Source organism: Acinetobacter lwoffii (assembly GCF_024129435.1).
Classification (GTDB): Bacteria; Pseudomonadota; Gammaproteobacteria; order Pseudomonadales; family Moraxellaceae; genus Acinetobacter; species Acinetobacter lwoffii_F.
The window spans coordinates 141,196-155,485 of record NZ_JAMXXN010000001.1 but is presented as its reverse complement, the minus strand read 5'-3'; the positions used below and the strand labels follow the sequence as shown (position 1 = coordinate 155,485).

15 protein-coding genes are annotated in these 14,290 nt (G+C 43.7%); 8 read left to right on the top strand and 7 right to left on the bottom strand.

What is annotated here, in order from left to right; translation table 11 throughout:
- Nucleotides 1-18: 18 nt before the first annotated feature.
- Nucleotides 19-3,975 carry a DUF3418 domain-containing protein gene (locus NI455_RS00805; protein ID WP_253111979.1) on the bottom strand — a complete coding sequence of 1,319 codons (3,957 nt, stop codon included), beginning with the start codon at nucleotides 3,973-3,975 and terminating at the stop codon, nucleotides 19-21.
- 489 nt (nucleotides 3,976-4,464) lie between these two features.
- On the opposite strand from NI455_RS00805, the gene ahpC reads away from it, so the two are divergent.
- A complete protein-coding gene (ahpC, locus tag NI455_RS00800; protein WP_004278916.1) occupies nucleotides 4,465-5,028 on the top strand; it encodes an alkyl hydroperoxide reductase subunit C in 564 nt (187 codons plus the stop codon).
- A 292-nt stretch (nucleotides 5,029-5,320) separates the two neighbouring features.
- Nucleotides 5,321-5,527, top strand: a complete 207-nt coding sequence (locus tag NI455_RS00795) for a KTSC domain-containing protein (protein ID WP_004645498.1) — start codon at nucleotides 5,321-5,323, stop codon at nucleotides 5,525-5,527.
- Nucleotides 5,528-5,538: 11 nt separating this feature from the next.
- Here the strand turns inward: NI455_RS00795 and NI455_RS00790 are convergent, their stop codons facing one another.
- On the bottom strand, nucleotides 5,539-6,129 hold the full coding sequence (locus tag NI455_RS00790) for an O-methyltransferase (RefSeq protein ID WP_253100690.1): 591 nt from the start codon (nucleotides 6,127-6,129) through the stop codon (nucleotides 5,539-5,541).
- A gap of 24 nt (nucleotides 6,130-6,153) precedes the next feature.
- On the bottom strand, nucleotides 6,154-6,372 hold the full coding sequence (locus NI455_RS00785) for a DUF1653 domain-containing protein (RefSeq protein ID WP_034436473.1): 219 nt from the start codon (nucleotides 6,370-6,372) through the stop codon (nucleotides 6,154-6,156).
- Between the two features lie 233 nt (nucleotides 6,373-6,605).
- Between NI455_RS00785 and ahpF the strand changes: the two genes are divergently transcribed.
- The 3 genes from ahpF to NI455_RS00770 all read left to right on the top strand — a co-directional run bounded on the left by ahpF (nucleotide 6,606) and on the right by NI455_RS00770 (nucleotide 9,046).
- Nucleotides 6,606-8,171 carry an alkyl hydroperoxide reductase subunit F gene (gene ahpF, locus NI455_RS00780; protein WP_253111977.1) on the top strand — a complete coding sequence of 522 codons (1,566 nt, stop codon included), beginning with the start codon at nucleotides 6,606-6,608 and terminating at the stop codon, nucleotides 8,169-8,171.
- A 278-nt stretch (nucleotides 8,172-8,449) separates the two neighbouring features.
- A complete protein-coding gene (locus NI455_RS00775; RefSeq protein ID WP_253111975.1) occupies nucleotides 8,450-8,695 on the top strand; it encodes a hypothetical protein in 246 nt (81 codons plus the stop codon).
- A 144-nt stretch (nucleotides 8,696-8,839) separates the two neighbouring features.
- Nucleotides 8,840-9,046, top strand: coding sequence for a hypothetical protein (locus NI455_RS00770; protein WP_253111973.1), 207 nt, complete (start codon nucleotides 8,840-8,842; stop codon nucleotides 9,044-9,046).
- Here the strand turns inward: NI455_RS00770 and NI455_RS00765 are convergent.
- A complete protein-coding gene (locus NI455_RS00765; RefSeq protein WP_253111971.1) occupies nucleotides 9,030-9,668 on the bottom strand; it encodes a LysE family transporter in 639 nt (212 codons plus the stop codon). The two genes, NI455_RS00770 and NI455_RS00765, sit on opposite strands and share 17 nt — an antisense overlap.
- A gap of 118 nt (nucleotides 9,669-9,786) precedes the next feature.
- Entirely contained in the window at nucleotides 9,787-10,353 is a 567-nt protein-coding gene (locus NI455_RS00760) for an FxsA family protein (RefSeq protein ID WP_153566204.1), read from the bottom strand.
- Between the two features lie 125 nt (nucleotides 10,354-10,478).
- Between NI455_RS00760 and ruvC the strand changes: the two genes are divergently transcribed.
- The gene (ruvC, locus tag NI455_RS00755) at nucleotides 10,479-11,024 is read left to right on the top strand and encodes a crossover junction endodeoxyribonuclease RuvC (RefSeq protein WP_004278925.1); all 546 of its coding nucleotides are present in this window, start codon (nucleotides 10,479-10,481) and stop codon (nucleotides 11,022-11,024) included.
- A 3-nt stretch (nucleotides 11,025-11,027) separates the two neighbouring features.
- Here the strand turns inward: ruvC and NI455_RS00750 are convergent, their stop codons facing one another.
- Together NI455_RS00750 and NI455_RS00745 are read right to left on the bottom strand one after the other, a co-directional pair.
- Nucleotides 11,028-11,300, bottom strand: coding sequence for an acylphosphatase (locus NI455_RS00750; RefSeq protein WP_191113031.1), 273 nt, complete (start codon nucleotides 11,298-11,300; stop codon nucleotides 11,028-11,030).
- Between the two features lie 10 nt (nucleotides 11,301-11,310).
- Nucleotides 11,311-12,768: an NAD(P)H-hydrate dehydratase gene (locus NI455_RS00745; protein ID WP_253111969.1), complete on the bottom strand. Its 1,458-nt coding sequence runs from the start codon at nucleotides 12,766-12,768 to the stop codon at nucleotides 11,311-11,313.
- 23 nt (nucleotides 12,769-12,791) lie between these two features.
- Here NI455_RS00745 and queG point away from each other — a divergent pair, with 23 nt between their 5' ends.
- A complete protein-coding gene (gene queG, locus NI455_RS00740) occupies nucleotides 12,792-13,886 on the top strand; it encodes a tRNA epoxyqueuosine(34) reductase QueG (protein WP_253112042.1) in 1,095 nt (364 codons plus the stop codon).
- Nucleotides 13,887-13,990: 104 nt separating this feature from the next.
- Nucleotides 13,991-14,194 carry a hypothetical protein gene (locus NI455_RS00735; protein ID WP_004278929.1) on the top strand — a complete coding sequence of 68 codons (204 nt, stop codon included), beginning with the start codon at nucleotides 13,991-13,993 and terminating at the stop codon, nucleotides 14,192-14,194.
- The last annotated feature ends 96 nt before the right edge of the window (nucleotides 14,195-14,290 follow it).

Here is a 14,290-nt window from a genome sequence, read left to right as displayed (position 1 = left end):
ATCTGAATTACCTATATCTTAACTGATTCCAAGACGATCCCATACTTTTTGCAAGCGAGTTGGAGACACGGGTGCTTTTGTTTTCATCGGTTGTGAAAACAATGAGATTCTTAACTCCTCGACCATGAAATACAATTCTTTCAGGCGAGGGTCATCTTTAAACTTGAATAATTTTTCCATCCATTGATCAATTTGGTCAATGGCGGAATTGTCCCTTTGTAGATTATTGGGCAAGCGCTCTAAACGCAAGATCAAGGCTTTCAAATAACGTGGAAATTCGACCCATACATCGGAAGGTTTACGATACACAAAGTCAGAAAGGCTCATTAAATCAAGTTGATCTTCAATATCATTGATATTTTTTTCAAACACAGAATGATCTAAAACCAATAATTTCCGGCGGATTTCCTGCCACTGGATATAAATATCCGTGATCTCTTTCAGGGCAACTTGGGCATAAGTCAAGAAAGATTTTTTTACATCTTCAACCAGTTTTTGGAACTCTTGCGCATTGACAGGTAATTCATTAATAGACATGTGCAGTGTGGCATAAACTAACATTTGTTCCAGTTGTGCCTTATCACCGAGTGGTGAATAAGCCAGCGCCAGAGGTTTGGAAATCTGTTTTTTCAACTGGCGGGTCAAGTCTCCGAGTTGCATATGCACCAGTCGGATCACTCCTTCACGATGTTTTTTGATCGCTTCAGCCTGATCATTAAAAGTCTGAATCACCACACCCGATTCATCTTTCTGCTCCAGGGCAGAAAAAGCTTTAGTCGGAACCAGCGCCTGGTACTGCTTGACCACGACACCGGTGACTTTTTGTGAGGCTTCAAATACAAAGCTTTCCGGGAAGGTTTTAAATTCACCTTTAAGCTGTTTGACCGGACTATGCGTTTCAGTCCGGCAGCGCGCTTTCAGCTCAGCAAGATCACGCCCTTGTTCAATGACACGGCCTTTTTCATCAGTAACTTTAATAAAAGGCAACAGATACTGATCGACCCGGTCAAAGCTGAAATCTTTCTCCGTGATTTGATCGCCTCGCAACTGGAATGCCAAGAAACTAAAAATATGTTTCTGTAAATCCTGCGCATCTACTTTTGCTATGAGTTTTTGTGCAGTATCCGGAATCGGCACCAGATTACGGCGCTTATCCTTCGGCAAAGCTTTTAGCAATGCTTCAATCAGATCCAGACGCCAACCCGGAATCCCCCATGACCAGATACCTTCATCGACCTGGGCCAAGGCTTGCAGGGGAATTTTAACTGTCGCGCCATCTTCATCATGACTCGGGTCAAAACGATAGGTTGCAGCCAGACGCAGGCTACCATTGTGCAAATAGTCCGGAAATTGTTGTGTCGTCGGCCGGTCATTCAGCCATAGCGCATCATCATCGACAAATAAATAACGCGGATTCTGAGGCTCAACCGTGGCACGCCAGTCTTCAAAAGTACGACGGCTGGCCACTTCAGGCGGCACTTTCGAGGCATAGAACTGGTAAATGGTTTCTTCATCAACCACCAGATCACGACGGCGTAATTTGTCTTCTACTCGCTCGACTTCTTCCAGTTTAAGCAAGTTATGCTTTAAAAATGGTGGAGTAATGCCTAAATGCCCAGTGGTTAAAGCATCCCGCAAGAAAATTTCATGCGCGGCCGCCTGATCTACTTTTTCATAATTGATTGGGCGTTTCGGCTCAATAATCAGACCAAATAATGAAATCTGATCATAGGCATTCACCACACCGGCTTTTTTCGACCAGTGCGGTTCAAAATAATGATGCTTGAGCAAGTCACGTGCGGCCAGCAGAATCCATTCCGGTTCAATCTTGGCTAGGGTGCGTAAATATACCTGAGAGGTTTCCACCATCTCAAAAGCCATCACCCATGGCGTATTGGTCTTGTGCAAGGTAGAAGCCGGGAAAATCCGTGCTTTTTGCTGACGTACTGCCATAAAGACATTACGCTCATCGGTCTTATTGGCGATAAAGGACAATAGACCAGTTAACAAGGCACGGTGCAGATTTTCATAACTGGCTTTCTTTTCATTAAATGACAGTTTTAAACCCTTAGCCAACTCCACCAGCTGCTCATGAGTTTTCTTCCATTCACGCAGACGCAACCAGCTCAGGAAGTGATTACGCGCAAAAGTACGGCGCTTATTTTCACTCATGCTTTCGCGGTTATTGTGCAGCGTCTCCCAGAGTTTAATATAGAACAGGAAATCAGAATCAGCTTCACGGAATAGTGCATGTTTCTGATCTGCCTGCATCTGCTTGTCCGCAGGGCGTTCACGCGGATCCTGAACTGCAAGCGCTGCCACAATCACCAGAACTTCGTTCAGCACGCCAAAATGTGCACCACCAAGAATCATGCGGGCCAGACGTGGATCAATCGGCATTTTCGCCATTTGCTGACCGATCTTGGTTAGTGCATCTCCCACCTTAACATTTCCCCCTTTTTTTAAGGGGGCAGAAGTTGCAGATTGAGATTGCTTTTCATCTGTAACTTCAGGGGAATTATCTTGAGAATGAGACGCTTTCTTTTCACTCATTGCCCCGAGTTCAATCAGCAATTTACGACCATCATTTACCAGACGATGATCTGGTGGTTCGATGAAATCAAAATCTTCGAGTGAACCCAAGCCCAGACTTTGCATCTGCAAAATTACAGATGCCAGGTTGGTTCGCTTTATTTCTGGTTCGGTAAACTCAGGACGGCTCAGGAAGTCTTCCTCAGAATACAGACGTATACAGACACCCGGCGCAATACGACCACAACGACCTTTACGCTGGTTCGCGGCTGCCTGAGAAACGGCTTCAATTGGTAGACGTTGCACCCGTGAACGATAGTTATAACGCGAAATACGGGCAAAACCGCTATCAATCACATACCGGATATTCGGAACGGTTAAAGCTGTTTCTGCTACGTTGGTGGCAATAATAATGCGTCGCCCGCCACCAGAAGGATTAAAGATTTTCTGCTGTTCGGCCAGCGCCAGACGCGCATATAAAGTTAATACTTCCGTATGGCGTGGCCCATGTTTGATCAGGGTTTCCTGTAACTCGCGAATTTCCTGCTCGGTACTGGCAAAAATCAGGATATCGGCATGTTCGGGATGACCTTTTTCCTGTGCATCCTGAAAGCATTCTTCGACTGCTTTGACCACAGCGCGAGGCAGGTTTTCTTCAAAATCATCAAACTCATCATCATCACTACCGCCAATGCTCATTTCCGAGATCGGGCGATAACGTAGCTCGACTGGAAAGCTGCGGCCTTCCACTTCAAAAATTGGTGCACCATTAAAGTAACTGCTAAAACGGTTTACATCCAGGGTTGCAGAAGTAATGATGACTTTCAGATCAGGTCGGCGCGGCAACAGCTGCTTCAGATAACCCATAATGAAGTCGATATTCAGTGAGCGTTCATGCGCTTCATCAATAATAATCGTGTCATATTTGGTCAGATAGCGGTCATGTGTCAATTCGGCAAGCAAGATACCGTCTGTCATCAAACGCACAATTGAATCTTGTGAACCCTGTTCCGTAAAACGCACTTTAAAGGAAATTGATTCCCCAAGTTTTTCACCAACTTCTTCGGCAATACGCTGTGATACGCTGCGAGCTGCCAGTCGACGCGGTTGGGTATGCCCGATCATTCCGGTCAGACCACGTCCGGCCAGCATGGCAATTTGTGGTAACTGGGTGGTTTTACCAGAACCGGTTTCACCGGCCACAATAATCACCTGATGCTTTTGAATCGCAGCAATCAGCTTGTCAGTGTATTGGGTAACCGGCAGATCCTGATTCAGCTTGATGTTCGGAAGACGCTCAAGCCGTTGCCGTACTTTCAGATTGGATTTTTCAAATAATTCCTGATACTGCTTGGCATCTGCGTCTTTCCCTTTTTTCAGTCGATTTAAACGGTGACGGTCACGCGCCATTATCCATTGATCTACATTTAAATGACTCTGCACAGAGAAAATACCCACATCAAAAAACCGGAAAGGTTTATTTTACTTGGTTCATTAGATTTCAGATAGTCGTAGTTCTGTTAAGTGCCGGACAAATTGGCTTTGGCTGCCTGATTTCCCACAATTCAGCGCCATAAACCTGTCAAAATATCTATATGACACCCTTGAATTTTCCTGACTAGATTTAATCATCAGTTTAAGTTTGGAATTGATATTTAAATTATTTTGGGGAAATTATGCTTTTTTCCGAATTGACCCTTGAATTTTTTGGTTTCAACATCATGTTTGCTAGCACGAGGAAAAAGAGATAATTTTGTCATCAGGCCATCATCTTGATGCTGCTCAATGAACAAAGCGATTTTGCCGAAGTGGCGCGTTTTTACTTAATTCGGTTTTTCCGATGTTTGTAATGTAAAAATACCATTTTAGCATCAACCAAAATTTCGATACTCTTATTCAAAATCAAAGACTACCTCAATCATGGAGACAATGATGAGCTTAATTAATACTGAAGTTAAACCATTTAAAGCAACTGCATTCCAAAACGGCAAATTCATTGAAGTTACTGAAGCTGACCTGAAAGGCAAATGGTCTGTTGTATTCTTCTACCCAGCTGACTTCACTTTTGTTTGCCCAACTGAACTTGGTGACCTTGCTGACAACTACGCTGAATTTCAAAAACTAGGCGTTGAAATCTACTCAGTTTCTACTGACACGCATTTCACTCACAAAGCTTGGCACGATTCTTCAGAAGAAATCAAAAAAATCCAGTATGTAATGGTTGGTGATGCAAACTGGACACTTGCTAAAAACTTTGACGTATTAATCGAAGCTGACGGCCTTGCTGATCGTGGTACTTTCGTGATCGATCCAGAAGGTAAAATCCAAATCGTTGAAATCAACGCTGGTGGTATCGGCCGTGACGCTCAAGAACTTCTTCGTAAAGTTAAAGCAGCTCAGTATGTACACGCTCACCCAGGCGAAGTTTGCCCAGCTAAATGGAAAGAAGGCGATGCAACTCTTGCTCCTTCAATCGACCTAGTGGGTAAAATCTAATTTTAATTAGATTGAACTGATTCAAAAAAACCACGCTTTTTAGCGTGGTTTTTTATGGTTTGAACTTTTATGTCAGTGCAATACTGGATTTTATTTTTTTAAATTATTTTGTTAGGACTTTAAATATTGCAGTCCTATTTCTTTCTTGATCCATCATATAAAAATTCAGGCATATCTTTTGCTTCGCTTTCTCATAATCCTTACCGATTCTTACAATTGAGCTATACATCTGCAGAGCCATATGGCATAAGTTCAAATGATAAGATAAGAAATATTCAGTGGAGGAACGCATATGCAAAAACTGCTTACCGTGATTTCTTGGAAATACAATCCCTCAAGCCGCCACCTGAAAATTGTATACAGTAATGGTCATGCCGAGCTGTATCATCCCGTACCTGAATTTATTTATGACAACCTGTTAAGACGCCAAGACAAAGCCGCATTCGTAGAAAAGTATCTCGAATATAATTTACATTTTAATAAAATTTGCATGGATTGAAGTGAATCCATTTAACGAAATCCCACCATCAGCAAACCTGCGCCTATGGGTACAATACTCATGATAAAACGTGGGTCTTGCTGAATTAAGGCAATAAACTCTTCGACTTCTGCTGCATGTGAAATGACATTATCAACTACCAGTAACCCGCCCTTTGCTTTAAGTAATCGACTCAAATGTGGCCAGTAACTGACATAAGCATCTCGTTCAGCATCTAACAGGATAAAATCAAATATTTCCTTTTCTGCCTCCAGATAAACCTGAGCATCAATTACTTTAAAATTGATTAAATCTGCAAGATCTATTTCTGTCGCATATTGCTTTGCCTGAATAACCCGTTCTGCATCAACTTCAAGTGTTGTAATCATGGCTTGAGTCTGCCGAGCCGCTTCTGCCAGCCATAAAGTGGAATAACCAGTAGAAGTCCCAATTTCCAGAATACTTTTCGATTGTTGCGCACGAATCAGCATAGATAAAAATCGACCGGATTCTGGTTCTATATTGCGATATCGGTGCAGGCGATCTGCCTGCTTAAGATCATGCCTATGAAACTTTTCATATAATTCCTGCATGAATCTTTCAAATTCATCTGAGTTTTGCATCACTCTTCCCTGATTCTGTTTGGCTTAAAGTGCCTGAATCAATTTAAAACGCTCCACTTCACGATCATCGTTAGTGGTAATGGTTTCAGTGAACATCGTTAAAGGACGTACCCAAATCGAATAATCCCCGTAGAGACATTGATAAACCACAAGCTTTTCTTCAGTTTCACTGTGCGTGGCAACATGAAACACCTGATAAAGCTGTCCCTTATAATGTTGATAAATACCGCGTTGTAATTCCATCATTCAAGTCTCAAATATCTTGTTTTAATCTTAGCTGAAAATCCTTATTCTTGCTCTAAACTACTTGAAAATTAATCTTTCACCCCCATATAGAACTTTGAAATTAATGATGAATTTTTCAATAAATCTGTAAATCCGATCAACAAGATAAAAACAAACTGTTTTACCTATTTATTCAATTCATTTAATATCTTGTTATCAAATAAACATTTACTCCTTTGGAGACGTTAGCAATGTTAGACCAAAATACTTCAGCTCAACTTAAAACCTTATTAGAACGCCTGGAAGGCCCGATTGAACTGGTCGCGACTTTAGATGGCTCTGACAAATCAGCCAAAATCCAGGAACTGGTTGCCGAAGTGGCTGCACTGTCTGACCTGGTGACTGCACGCTTTGACGGGACCAATGCACGTGCGCCAAGTTTCGGGATTGCCAAACAAGGTGAGGAACCGCGTGTGTTCTTTGCAGGCTTGCCAATGGGCCATGAGTTCACCTCACTGATCCTGGCATTGTTGCAAACCTCAGGTTATGCACCGAAAGTTTCAGATGAAGTTCTGGCGAATATCAAGAGCCTGGGTGTTCAATCTAATTTCGATGTATTTGTATCCTTAAGCTGCCATAACTGTCCGGATGTGGTTCAGGCACTCAACCTGATTGCCATCTATAACCCGGGCACTACTGCCACCATGATTGATGGGGCTTTCTTCCAGGAAGAAGTCGAAGAACGCAAAATCATGGCGGTGCCGATGGTATTCCAGGACAACCAGCATATCGGTCAGGGTCGTATGACACTGGAAGAAATCATTGCCAAGCTGGATAGCAATGCCGCTGCCAAAGATGCGGAAAAGCTGAATGCCAAAGAAGCCTTTGATGTCCTGGTGATCGGTGGCGGCCCTGCGGGGAATACTTCTGCCATCTATGCAGCACGTAAAGGCATTAAAACCGGGATCGTGGCTGAACGCATGGGTGGTCAGGTCATGGATACCATGGACATCGAAAACTTTACTTCAGTGCAAAAGACCCAAGGTCCTAAATTTGCAGCCGAGATGGAAGCCCACGTGCGTGAATATGGTGTCGACATCATGAATCTGCAACGGGTATCCAACATCAAAGGTGCAGATGAAACAGCCAATGGTCTGGTGGAAGTGACTTTAGAGAATGGTGCCACACTGGAATCTAAAACCGTGATACTGTCGACCGGCGCACGCTGGAGAGAGATGAATGTGCCAGGTGAACAGGAATATAAAACCCGTGGTGTAGCCTACTGCCCGCACTGTGATGGTCCACTGTTCAAAGGCAAATGCGTCGCTGTAATTGGTGGCGGTAACTCGGGTGTTGAGGCCGCGATTGACCTGGCGGGGATTGTAGAGCATGTCACGCTGGTGGAATTTGATACCAAACTACGTGCGGATCAGGTGCTGCAAGACAAGCTCAACAGTCTGCCAAATACCACCGTGATCAAGAATGCCTTGTCGACTGAAGTGCTGGGTGATGGTGCACAGGTGACGGGTCTGAAATATAAAGACCGTGCCACAGATGAAGAGCATGTGGTTGAGCTGGCGGGGATCTTCGTGCAGATCGGTTTGTTGCCTAACACCGATTTCCTGAAAGAAACCCCGGTTGAGCTGACCAACCGTGGCGAGATTGTAATTAACGATCGCAACGAAACCAATGTGAAAGGGGTATTTGCTGCAGGTGACTGTACAACAGTGCCGTACAAGCAGATCATCATCGCGACCGGTGAAGGTGCGAAGGCATCACTGTCTGCTTTTGATTACATCATCCGTTCAGGACAATAAGTTTTAGACTAGCTCAAATAAAGCCCGCTTGATGCGGGCTTTATTTTTAATTGATTTTGTCATTATCTTTTTAGATTCAACTATATTTTCAAATAATGAATCATTTAATCATTTTCTTGATATGATCTTAGTCATGTAATTAATTTTTACCCTATATAGATACTATGTAATTGTCGGCAATCTCGTCTTGTCAGCCTAGAAAAGCTCTCCTATGATAGAGCAACAAATCATCTTTCATGATCGAAGAATAAAAAGGATAACATCCTGGGAGAAGAAAAATGCAGTATCAATATCACTGTGCCTGCTGTGAAAAAGTAGTCGACTCTACAGAAAAATCATGCTCAAACTGCGGCTCACATCATATTCGCAGCCCTTTTGGTTTCTGGGTTTTGTGTCTAGCAGCCTGCCTCGTTACAGCAATTGTTTTTAAAATGGTGCATTTGTATGTGCAGTCACAACAAGAAGTTCCTGTACAACACTCTATACTGGACGTTTTAAAAGAAGAAGATAAAGGACTTCGCTAATTTCATTCATCTCACAGCAAAGACCTGTTGGTCCAAATAGGTCTTTTTATTACTCTTGAATAATTCAAATAGAAATGCGGAAAATAGCCTCATCAAATCCATATTTGATTTACAATAGCCGTGGATTTGAATGAGAGGTGTGCCATGGTTCAGTTAATTAAAAAAGGTGGATTGCGTGAGCGCGCCAACCGTAGCCGCAGTTATCAAGGCTCTGAAAATACTGAAACCACCTTAAAGCCTAATCGTTATCAAACGGCGGTTAAAACACCAGACAATTTAGCATCTCCTATCCCAGCCTCACCAACTTCTCCAGCATTAAATGAAGATATACCACTTAATTCATCAGAATAAGTGCGTCATACCATAACCACAATGCAAATAGCAGAAATAGTCCGCCTGAAATCATATCAATATAACTCCCCGAACGCTGGTACAAGGTTTTAATTTTTGGTTGAGAAATCAACAGCATCAATAAAGCGAAGGTGATAAAGGTCTGCAAAGGAATAATCACCGCCAGCTGTGCTTTCAAATAATCGGAAGCAGACGAACTCAAGGCCAGTGAAAATACGCTACTAAAGTAGATCAGTGTTTTTGGATTAGAAAGGTTGGTCCATAAGCCCAACATAAAATAGTTTTTAGCTTGCATCTGTCCATTTGTATCGTCGTCAGTCTGATGTCTATTTTTAAAGCTATGCACACCACCCTTTAACATGGCCCATCCCATCTTCGCCAGGAACACACCACCGAGCACCATCAATACCTGTTGAATCCATGGAAACTGGTCAATTAACACAGTAAAACCCGCAAGTGTCAGTACTACCCAAACCACAATACCGGCAGAGATCCCAGCAATAACTTTCAGGGCATTCTGGCGTGTGGTAGATGCGGCACTTTTAGCAATGAGCAAAATATCGGGACCGGGACTTAGTTGAGCAACAAAATGCAGAAGACAGATCGTAAAAAGCAGAGACATTAAAATAAGCTAAATTTATAAAAATATATTATAACGTTTGTTCAAAGAGATTAGAAAGCTCCAATAAAAAACCGAATCATCAGATTCGGCTTGAATAGAGTTTTTCCAAATAAAACAATTATTTCGGATTGATATCTTTCATTTCAATTTTTTTCGCCTCAGGTCTCACTTCACGTGCTTCACCATCAATAATGGTGGAATCACCGCGACCTGATTGCTGATTTTGCATATCCTGCATTTGACGCATCATCTCGGCAAATGGATTTTGGCCTTGTGCCCCACCCATATCGCCCATCATGCCACCCATCATTTTTTCCATCATGAGTTGCTGACGCTTCATCATCGCTTTCATCATGGCAGCTTTAAAGACCTGCTGAACCGCTGGAATGAGCATCAATACTGCCAATACATCGGTAATCAATCCAGGAATAAGCAGAAAGAAACCTGCCAGAATTTTAGGTAAATTTCCTGTTAGTGCAGGGTCTGCACTCATCTGCCCCATTTGCATTTGCTGCATCTGTGGCATGACACCGGCCGAGTATTTACGGATCAGATTCATACCAATAAAAAATGCGGCTACAAACCAGAAAAATACGTACCACATGCTCCCGACGAGGTCACCCACGCCAATCCAGACAAATACTTCTAGGATTAAGCCTGCAAGGATAATAAGAAATAATTTCATGAAAATTAATCTAATCTCAGTAAAATAAATAATAGGATGCTGGAATCAACTGCTTCATCAGGATCAAGCTTTTTTGATACGCTTATGTAACAATATGGGCATTATTCTATTTTTAAAGTGCGGGCATGTCATTAATTATTGGGATTGACCCCGGTTCTCGTTTAACCGGTTACGGAATTATCGAAAAAGACGGCTCCAAACTGACTTTTGTTGATGCCGGCACCATCAGAACAGAAACGACAGAAATGCCTGAACGTTTAAAACGGATCTTTGCCGGCGTGGAGCGCATTGTAAAATTTTATGGTCCCACTGAAGCTGCGGTAGAACAGGTCTTTATGGCACAAAATCCGGATTCTGCCTTAAAACTCGGTCAGGCCCGTGGTGCTGCTGTTGCGGCACTGGTCAATCTGGATTTGAAAGTCGCTGAATATACTGCGCGCCAGATCAAGCAGTCGGTAGTGGGTTATGGCGCTGCGGATAAAGAACAGGTGCAGATGATGGTAATGAATATTCTAAAACTCAGCATCAAACCGCAGCAGGATGCCGCCGATGCTTTAGCTGCTGCTATTTGTCATGCCCACGCCTCAGGCAGTATGAGTAAAATGGCGGTATTGAATGCGTTGGGTGGTATGGCACGCGGCCGGAGTCGCGTCAGTAGCCGTCGTCGATAAGGTTTAACGCAATATTATAAAGTCTTGAGCATCTAGCTCAGATTCCAGATACTCTTGAATAACCGCTTGTACGATTGCACGAGCAGGCCCTTTCCAACTTCGTGTAATCATTTCCTGAAGTTGGGAGTCTGTTCCAGCAATAACGGCCTCCACCTCACCTGTGCTCAAGTTCTTCACATATCCTTTCAGTCCAAGCGCCTGAGCCTGCTCGGCAAACCAGTAAAGGTATCCGACTCCTTGAACTTGGCCTGAAATATTCAGTTTGATGACTGGCACACTATTCTCCTTAGCGATTCACGACCTGATAAATCGCATGTTTCATATCCTGTGCCTGCAAGCCACGTTCGCCATTTTTGGCCAGTTCATCACCTGCAAGTGCATGCAGCGTCACAATTTCATGCAAATAAATTTTTTGCGCAAATTGCGCCTTTAGACTGGCAATCATGCCGGCCAGCACATCCCCCATTCCGCCAGTTCCCATACCGGCATTCCCGGCATTGCAGATGTAAAGCCTTTCTTCCAGAATCAGGCTGCCTGAACCTTTTAGCACCCACTGTCCCTGATATTTTTGTTGCAGAGCATGAATGGCTGCAATCCGATCCATTTCAACTTCCGCAGTGCTACATGCTAGCAAAGTTGCAGCTTCTCCTGGATGTGGTGTGGCATAAGTCTGGGAATTCAAAACTTGAGGCTGCTTGGCCAGAAACCATAAGGCATCCGCATCCAAAACAACCTCCAGATCAGATTGCTGAGTCAGCTCAAACCAAGCTGTATATTGTTGCTCTGACCAAGAATCACGACCTAATCCCATGCCAAAACAGACTGCATCGACCTGCTGAATCAGTGCTTGGCGTTGCTCCTGAGTTAAAAGATTGATATCACGCAGCATAATATTTGGCGCACGTGACAAAATCGCGGTGTGGTGTTTTGCATCACAAACGATCGTCACTTTACCCGCTCCAGCAGCAAATGCTGCTTCAGCAGCCATAATCACTGCTCCGCCCATATCGGCATGTCCACCAATCACCAGAACATGACCATAACTGCCTTTATGACCAAAGGCTTCACGCTTCGGCAATTGAATCTGATGTGATGAAAGACAAGCAATCGGTTGAAGTTCTGCATCTGTTGGAATAGCAGAAATCAGTTCGATCTTGCCCGCATATTCTTTACCTTGTCCGGTAAACAGTCCTGCCTTAAGCCCTAAGCCCGTGAAAGTATAGTCAGCTTTGATCGCAACAGGCAAAGGCTGGCCGGTATTGGCATCCAGTCCACTCGGAATATCGATCGAGATTTTGAGCCCATTTTGCCGGTTAATGCCGTGAATAACATTTTGCCAGTCAGAAGCCAGCTGACGGTTTAGACCAATTCCGAATAAGGCATCGATATAGACCTCATATTCGGATTGAAAATCAAAATGCGAATAAAACTGCACACCAACCCGCTGGGCTTCCAGCACAGCCGATGCCAAATCTTTAGAATTACCTAACTCAGCCGCATAAATATGAGCTTGAAAACCAGCCTGTTTGAGATATTTGGCCACAAGATAGCCATCGCCGGCATTATTACCCTGACCACAGCAGACAGCGATTTTTTTTATTTTTTGCTGGGAAAATAAAGTGATCAGCCGCTGACTAATCCCCCAGGCGACTTGTTGCATTAAACCGTAGGAACTATTTTGCTGTTGAAACCAGCGCTGCTCCCATGCTTGTAGATCACGGCTATGGTAAACTTGTTGCTGCATTTCTTATTCCCTGTCTTTGGTTTATGGCAACTCCCGATTCTCAAGCGCAAATTAAAGTTTATCAACAAGATCCAGCCGAGCTAAAAGCATGGATTAAAGCGCAGGCTTTAGAATTGGGTTTTTCTGATTGTGTCATTGCCAAACCAGATGCTCAAGCAGAATTAGCACGCTTACAGGAATATCTGGATCGTGGTTATCATGGTGACATGAAGTTTCTGGAAGAGAATCTGGAAAAACGTGCCAATCCCGTCTTACTGGTTCCCGGCACACGTAGCATTATCTGTGTGCGTATGGATTATCTGGTCGACGCACCAGAACCACGTTATATCCCTTATGCACCCAACTCTGCCATTATCGCGCGTTATGCTCGTGGCCGGGATTATCATAAAACCATGCGCGGTCGCCTGAAAACCTTGGCGACAAAAATCCGGGGAAAAATCGGAGATTTTGAATCACGTCCTTTTGCGGATTCTGCACCCATTTTTGAAAAATCGCTGGCTGAAAGTGCCGGCATGGGCTGGACAGGTAAACACACCCTGCTGATTCATAAAACATCAGGCTCATTCTTTGTACTGGGTGAACTGTTTACTTCACTGGAACTGCCCTTTGATGAACCCGCGACCAAACATTGTGGCTCCTGTACTGCCTGTATCGACATCTGTCCGACTCAAGCCATTGTCGAGCCTTATATGTTAGATGCTCGCCGCTGTATCGCCTATCTGACCATCGAATATAAAGGCATTATTCCAGAAGATTTGCGACGCGGAATTGGTAACCGGGTTTTTGGTTGTGACGATTGCCAGCTGATATGTCCATGGAACAGTTTCGCCCAAGTGACCTCGATAGGGGATTTTCATCCGCGGCATGGACTGGATCAAGTGAGTTTACTGGATTTATGGCAATGGGATGAAGCCACCTTTTTAAGTGCGACTGAAGGCAGTCCGATGCGTCGTACGGGTTATCAAAGCTTTATGCGCAATATCGCCATTGGTTTGGGCAATGCACCCTTTGATGGGCAGATTATTCCGGCCCTTCAGCAACAGCGTAATCAACATGATGAAATTGTGCAGGTACATATCGATTGGGCTATTCAAGAACAACTGGCAAAATCCAGTTGATTTTCCATCTTTACCTAGCGTCACAGTTTCACTTAAAAGCCTTACACACCCATGTTTCAGACTATGGCATAAATAAAAATAGTCAGAAATGAAGTGGAGGAAAGATGATGTCATCAAAAAATCCAAATCAAGAACTGCTGGAGCAGCTTCAGCATGACCAGCAGAAGCAACAACAGCAGCAGCCGCAACATGGCCCGATTAATTCCCCAAAAAACAATCAGCATGAACAGGATCAGCGCGTGTTTAACAAGCAGCACCGTAGTGATCTGCATGGCCAGGATATTCATGGAAATCACAGTAATAAATAATCTGGCAACTGAAAAACAAAGCTCACCTCGTGTGGGCTTTGTCATTTATATAAGGTCATATTTTGCTAGTGAAGCAAAAGCTTATTTTTATTAAGA

Coding starts and splice junctions, on each gene's coding strand:
- ahpC (WP_004278916.1), top strand. CDS start 4,465: ATGAGCTTAATTAATACTGAAGTTAAACCATTTAAAGCAACTGCATTC.
- NI455_RS00795 (WP_004645498.1), top strand. CDS start 5,321: ATGCAAAAACTGCTTACCGTGATTTCTTGGAAATACAATCCCTCAAGC.
- NI455_RS00790 (WP_253100690.1), bottom strand. CDS start 6,129: ATGCAAAACTCAGATGAATTTGAAAGATTCATGCAGGAATTATATGAA.
- NI455_RS00785 (WP_034436473.1), bottom strand. CDS start 6,372: ATGGAATTACAACGCGGTATTTATCAACATTATAAGGGACAGCTTTAT.
- ahpF (WP_253111977.1), top strand. CDS start 6,606: ATGTTAGACCAAAATACTTCAGCTCAACTTAAAACCTTATTAGAACGC.
- NI455_RS00775 (WP_253111975.1), top strand. CDS start 8,450: ATGCAGTATCAATATCACTGTGCCTGCTGTGAAAAAGTAGTCGACTCT.
- NI455_RS00770 (WP_253111973.1), top strand. CDS start 8,840: ATGGTTCAGTTAATTAAAAAAGGTGGATTGCGTGAGCGCGCCAACCGT.
- NI455_RS00765 (WP_253111971.1), bottom strand. CDS start 9,668: ATGTCTCTGCTTTTTACGATCTGTCTTCTGCATTTTGTTGCTCAACTA.
- NI455_RS00760 (WP_153566204.1), bottom strand. CDS start 10,353: ATGAAATTATTTCTTATTATCCTTGCAGGCTTAATCCTAGAAGTATTT.
- ruvC (WP_004278925.1), top strand. CDS start 10,479: ATGTCATTAATTATTGGGATTGACCCCGGTTCTCGTTTAACCGGTTAC.
- NI455_RS00745 (WP_253111969.1), bottom strand. CDS start 12,768: ATGCAGCAACAAGTTTACCATAGCCGTGATCTACAAGCATGGGAGCAG.
- queG (WP_253112042.1), top strand. CDS start 12,792: ATGGCAACTCCCGATTCTCAAGCGCAAATTAAAGTTTATCAACAAGAT.
- NI455_RS00735 (WP_004278929.1), top strand. CDS start 13,991: ATGATGTCATCAAAAAATCCAAATCAAGAACTGCTGGAGCAGCTTCAG.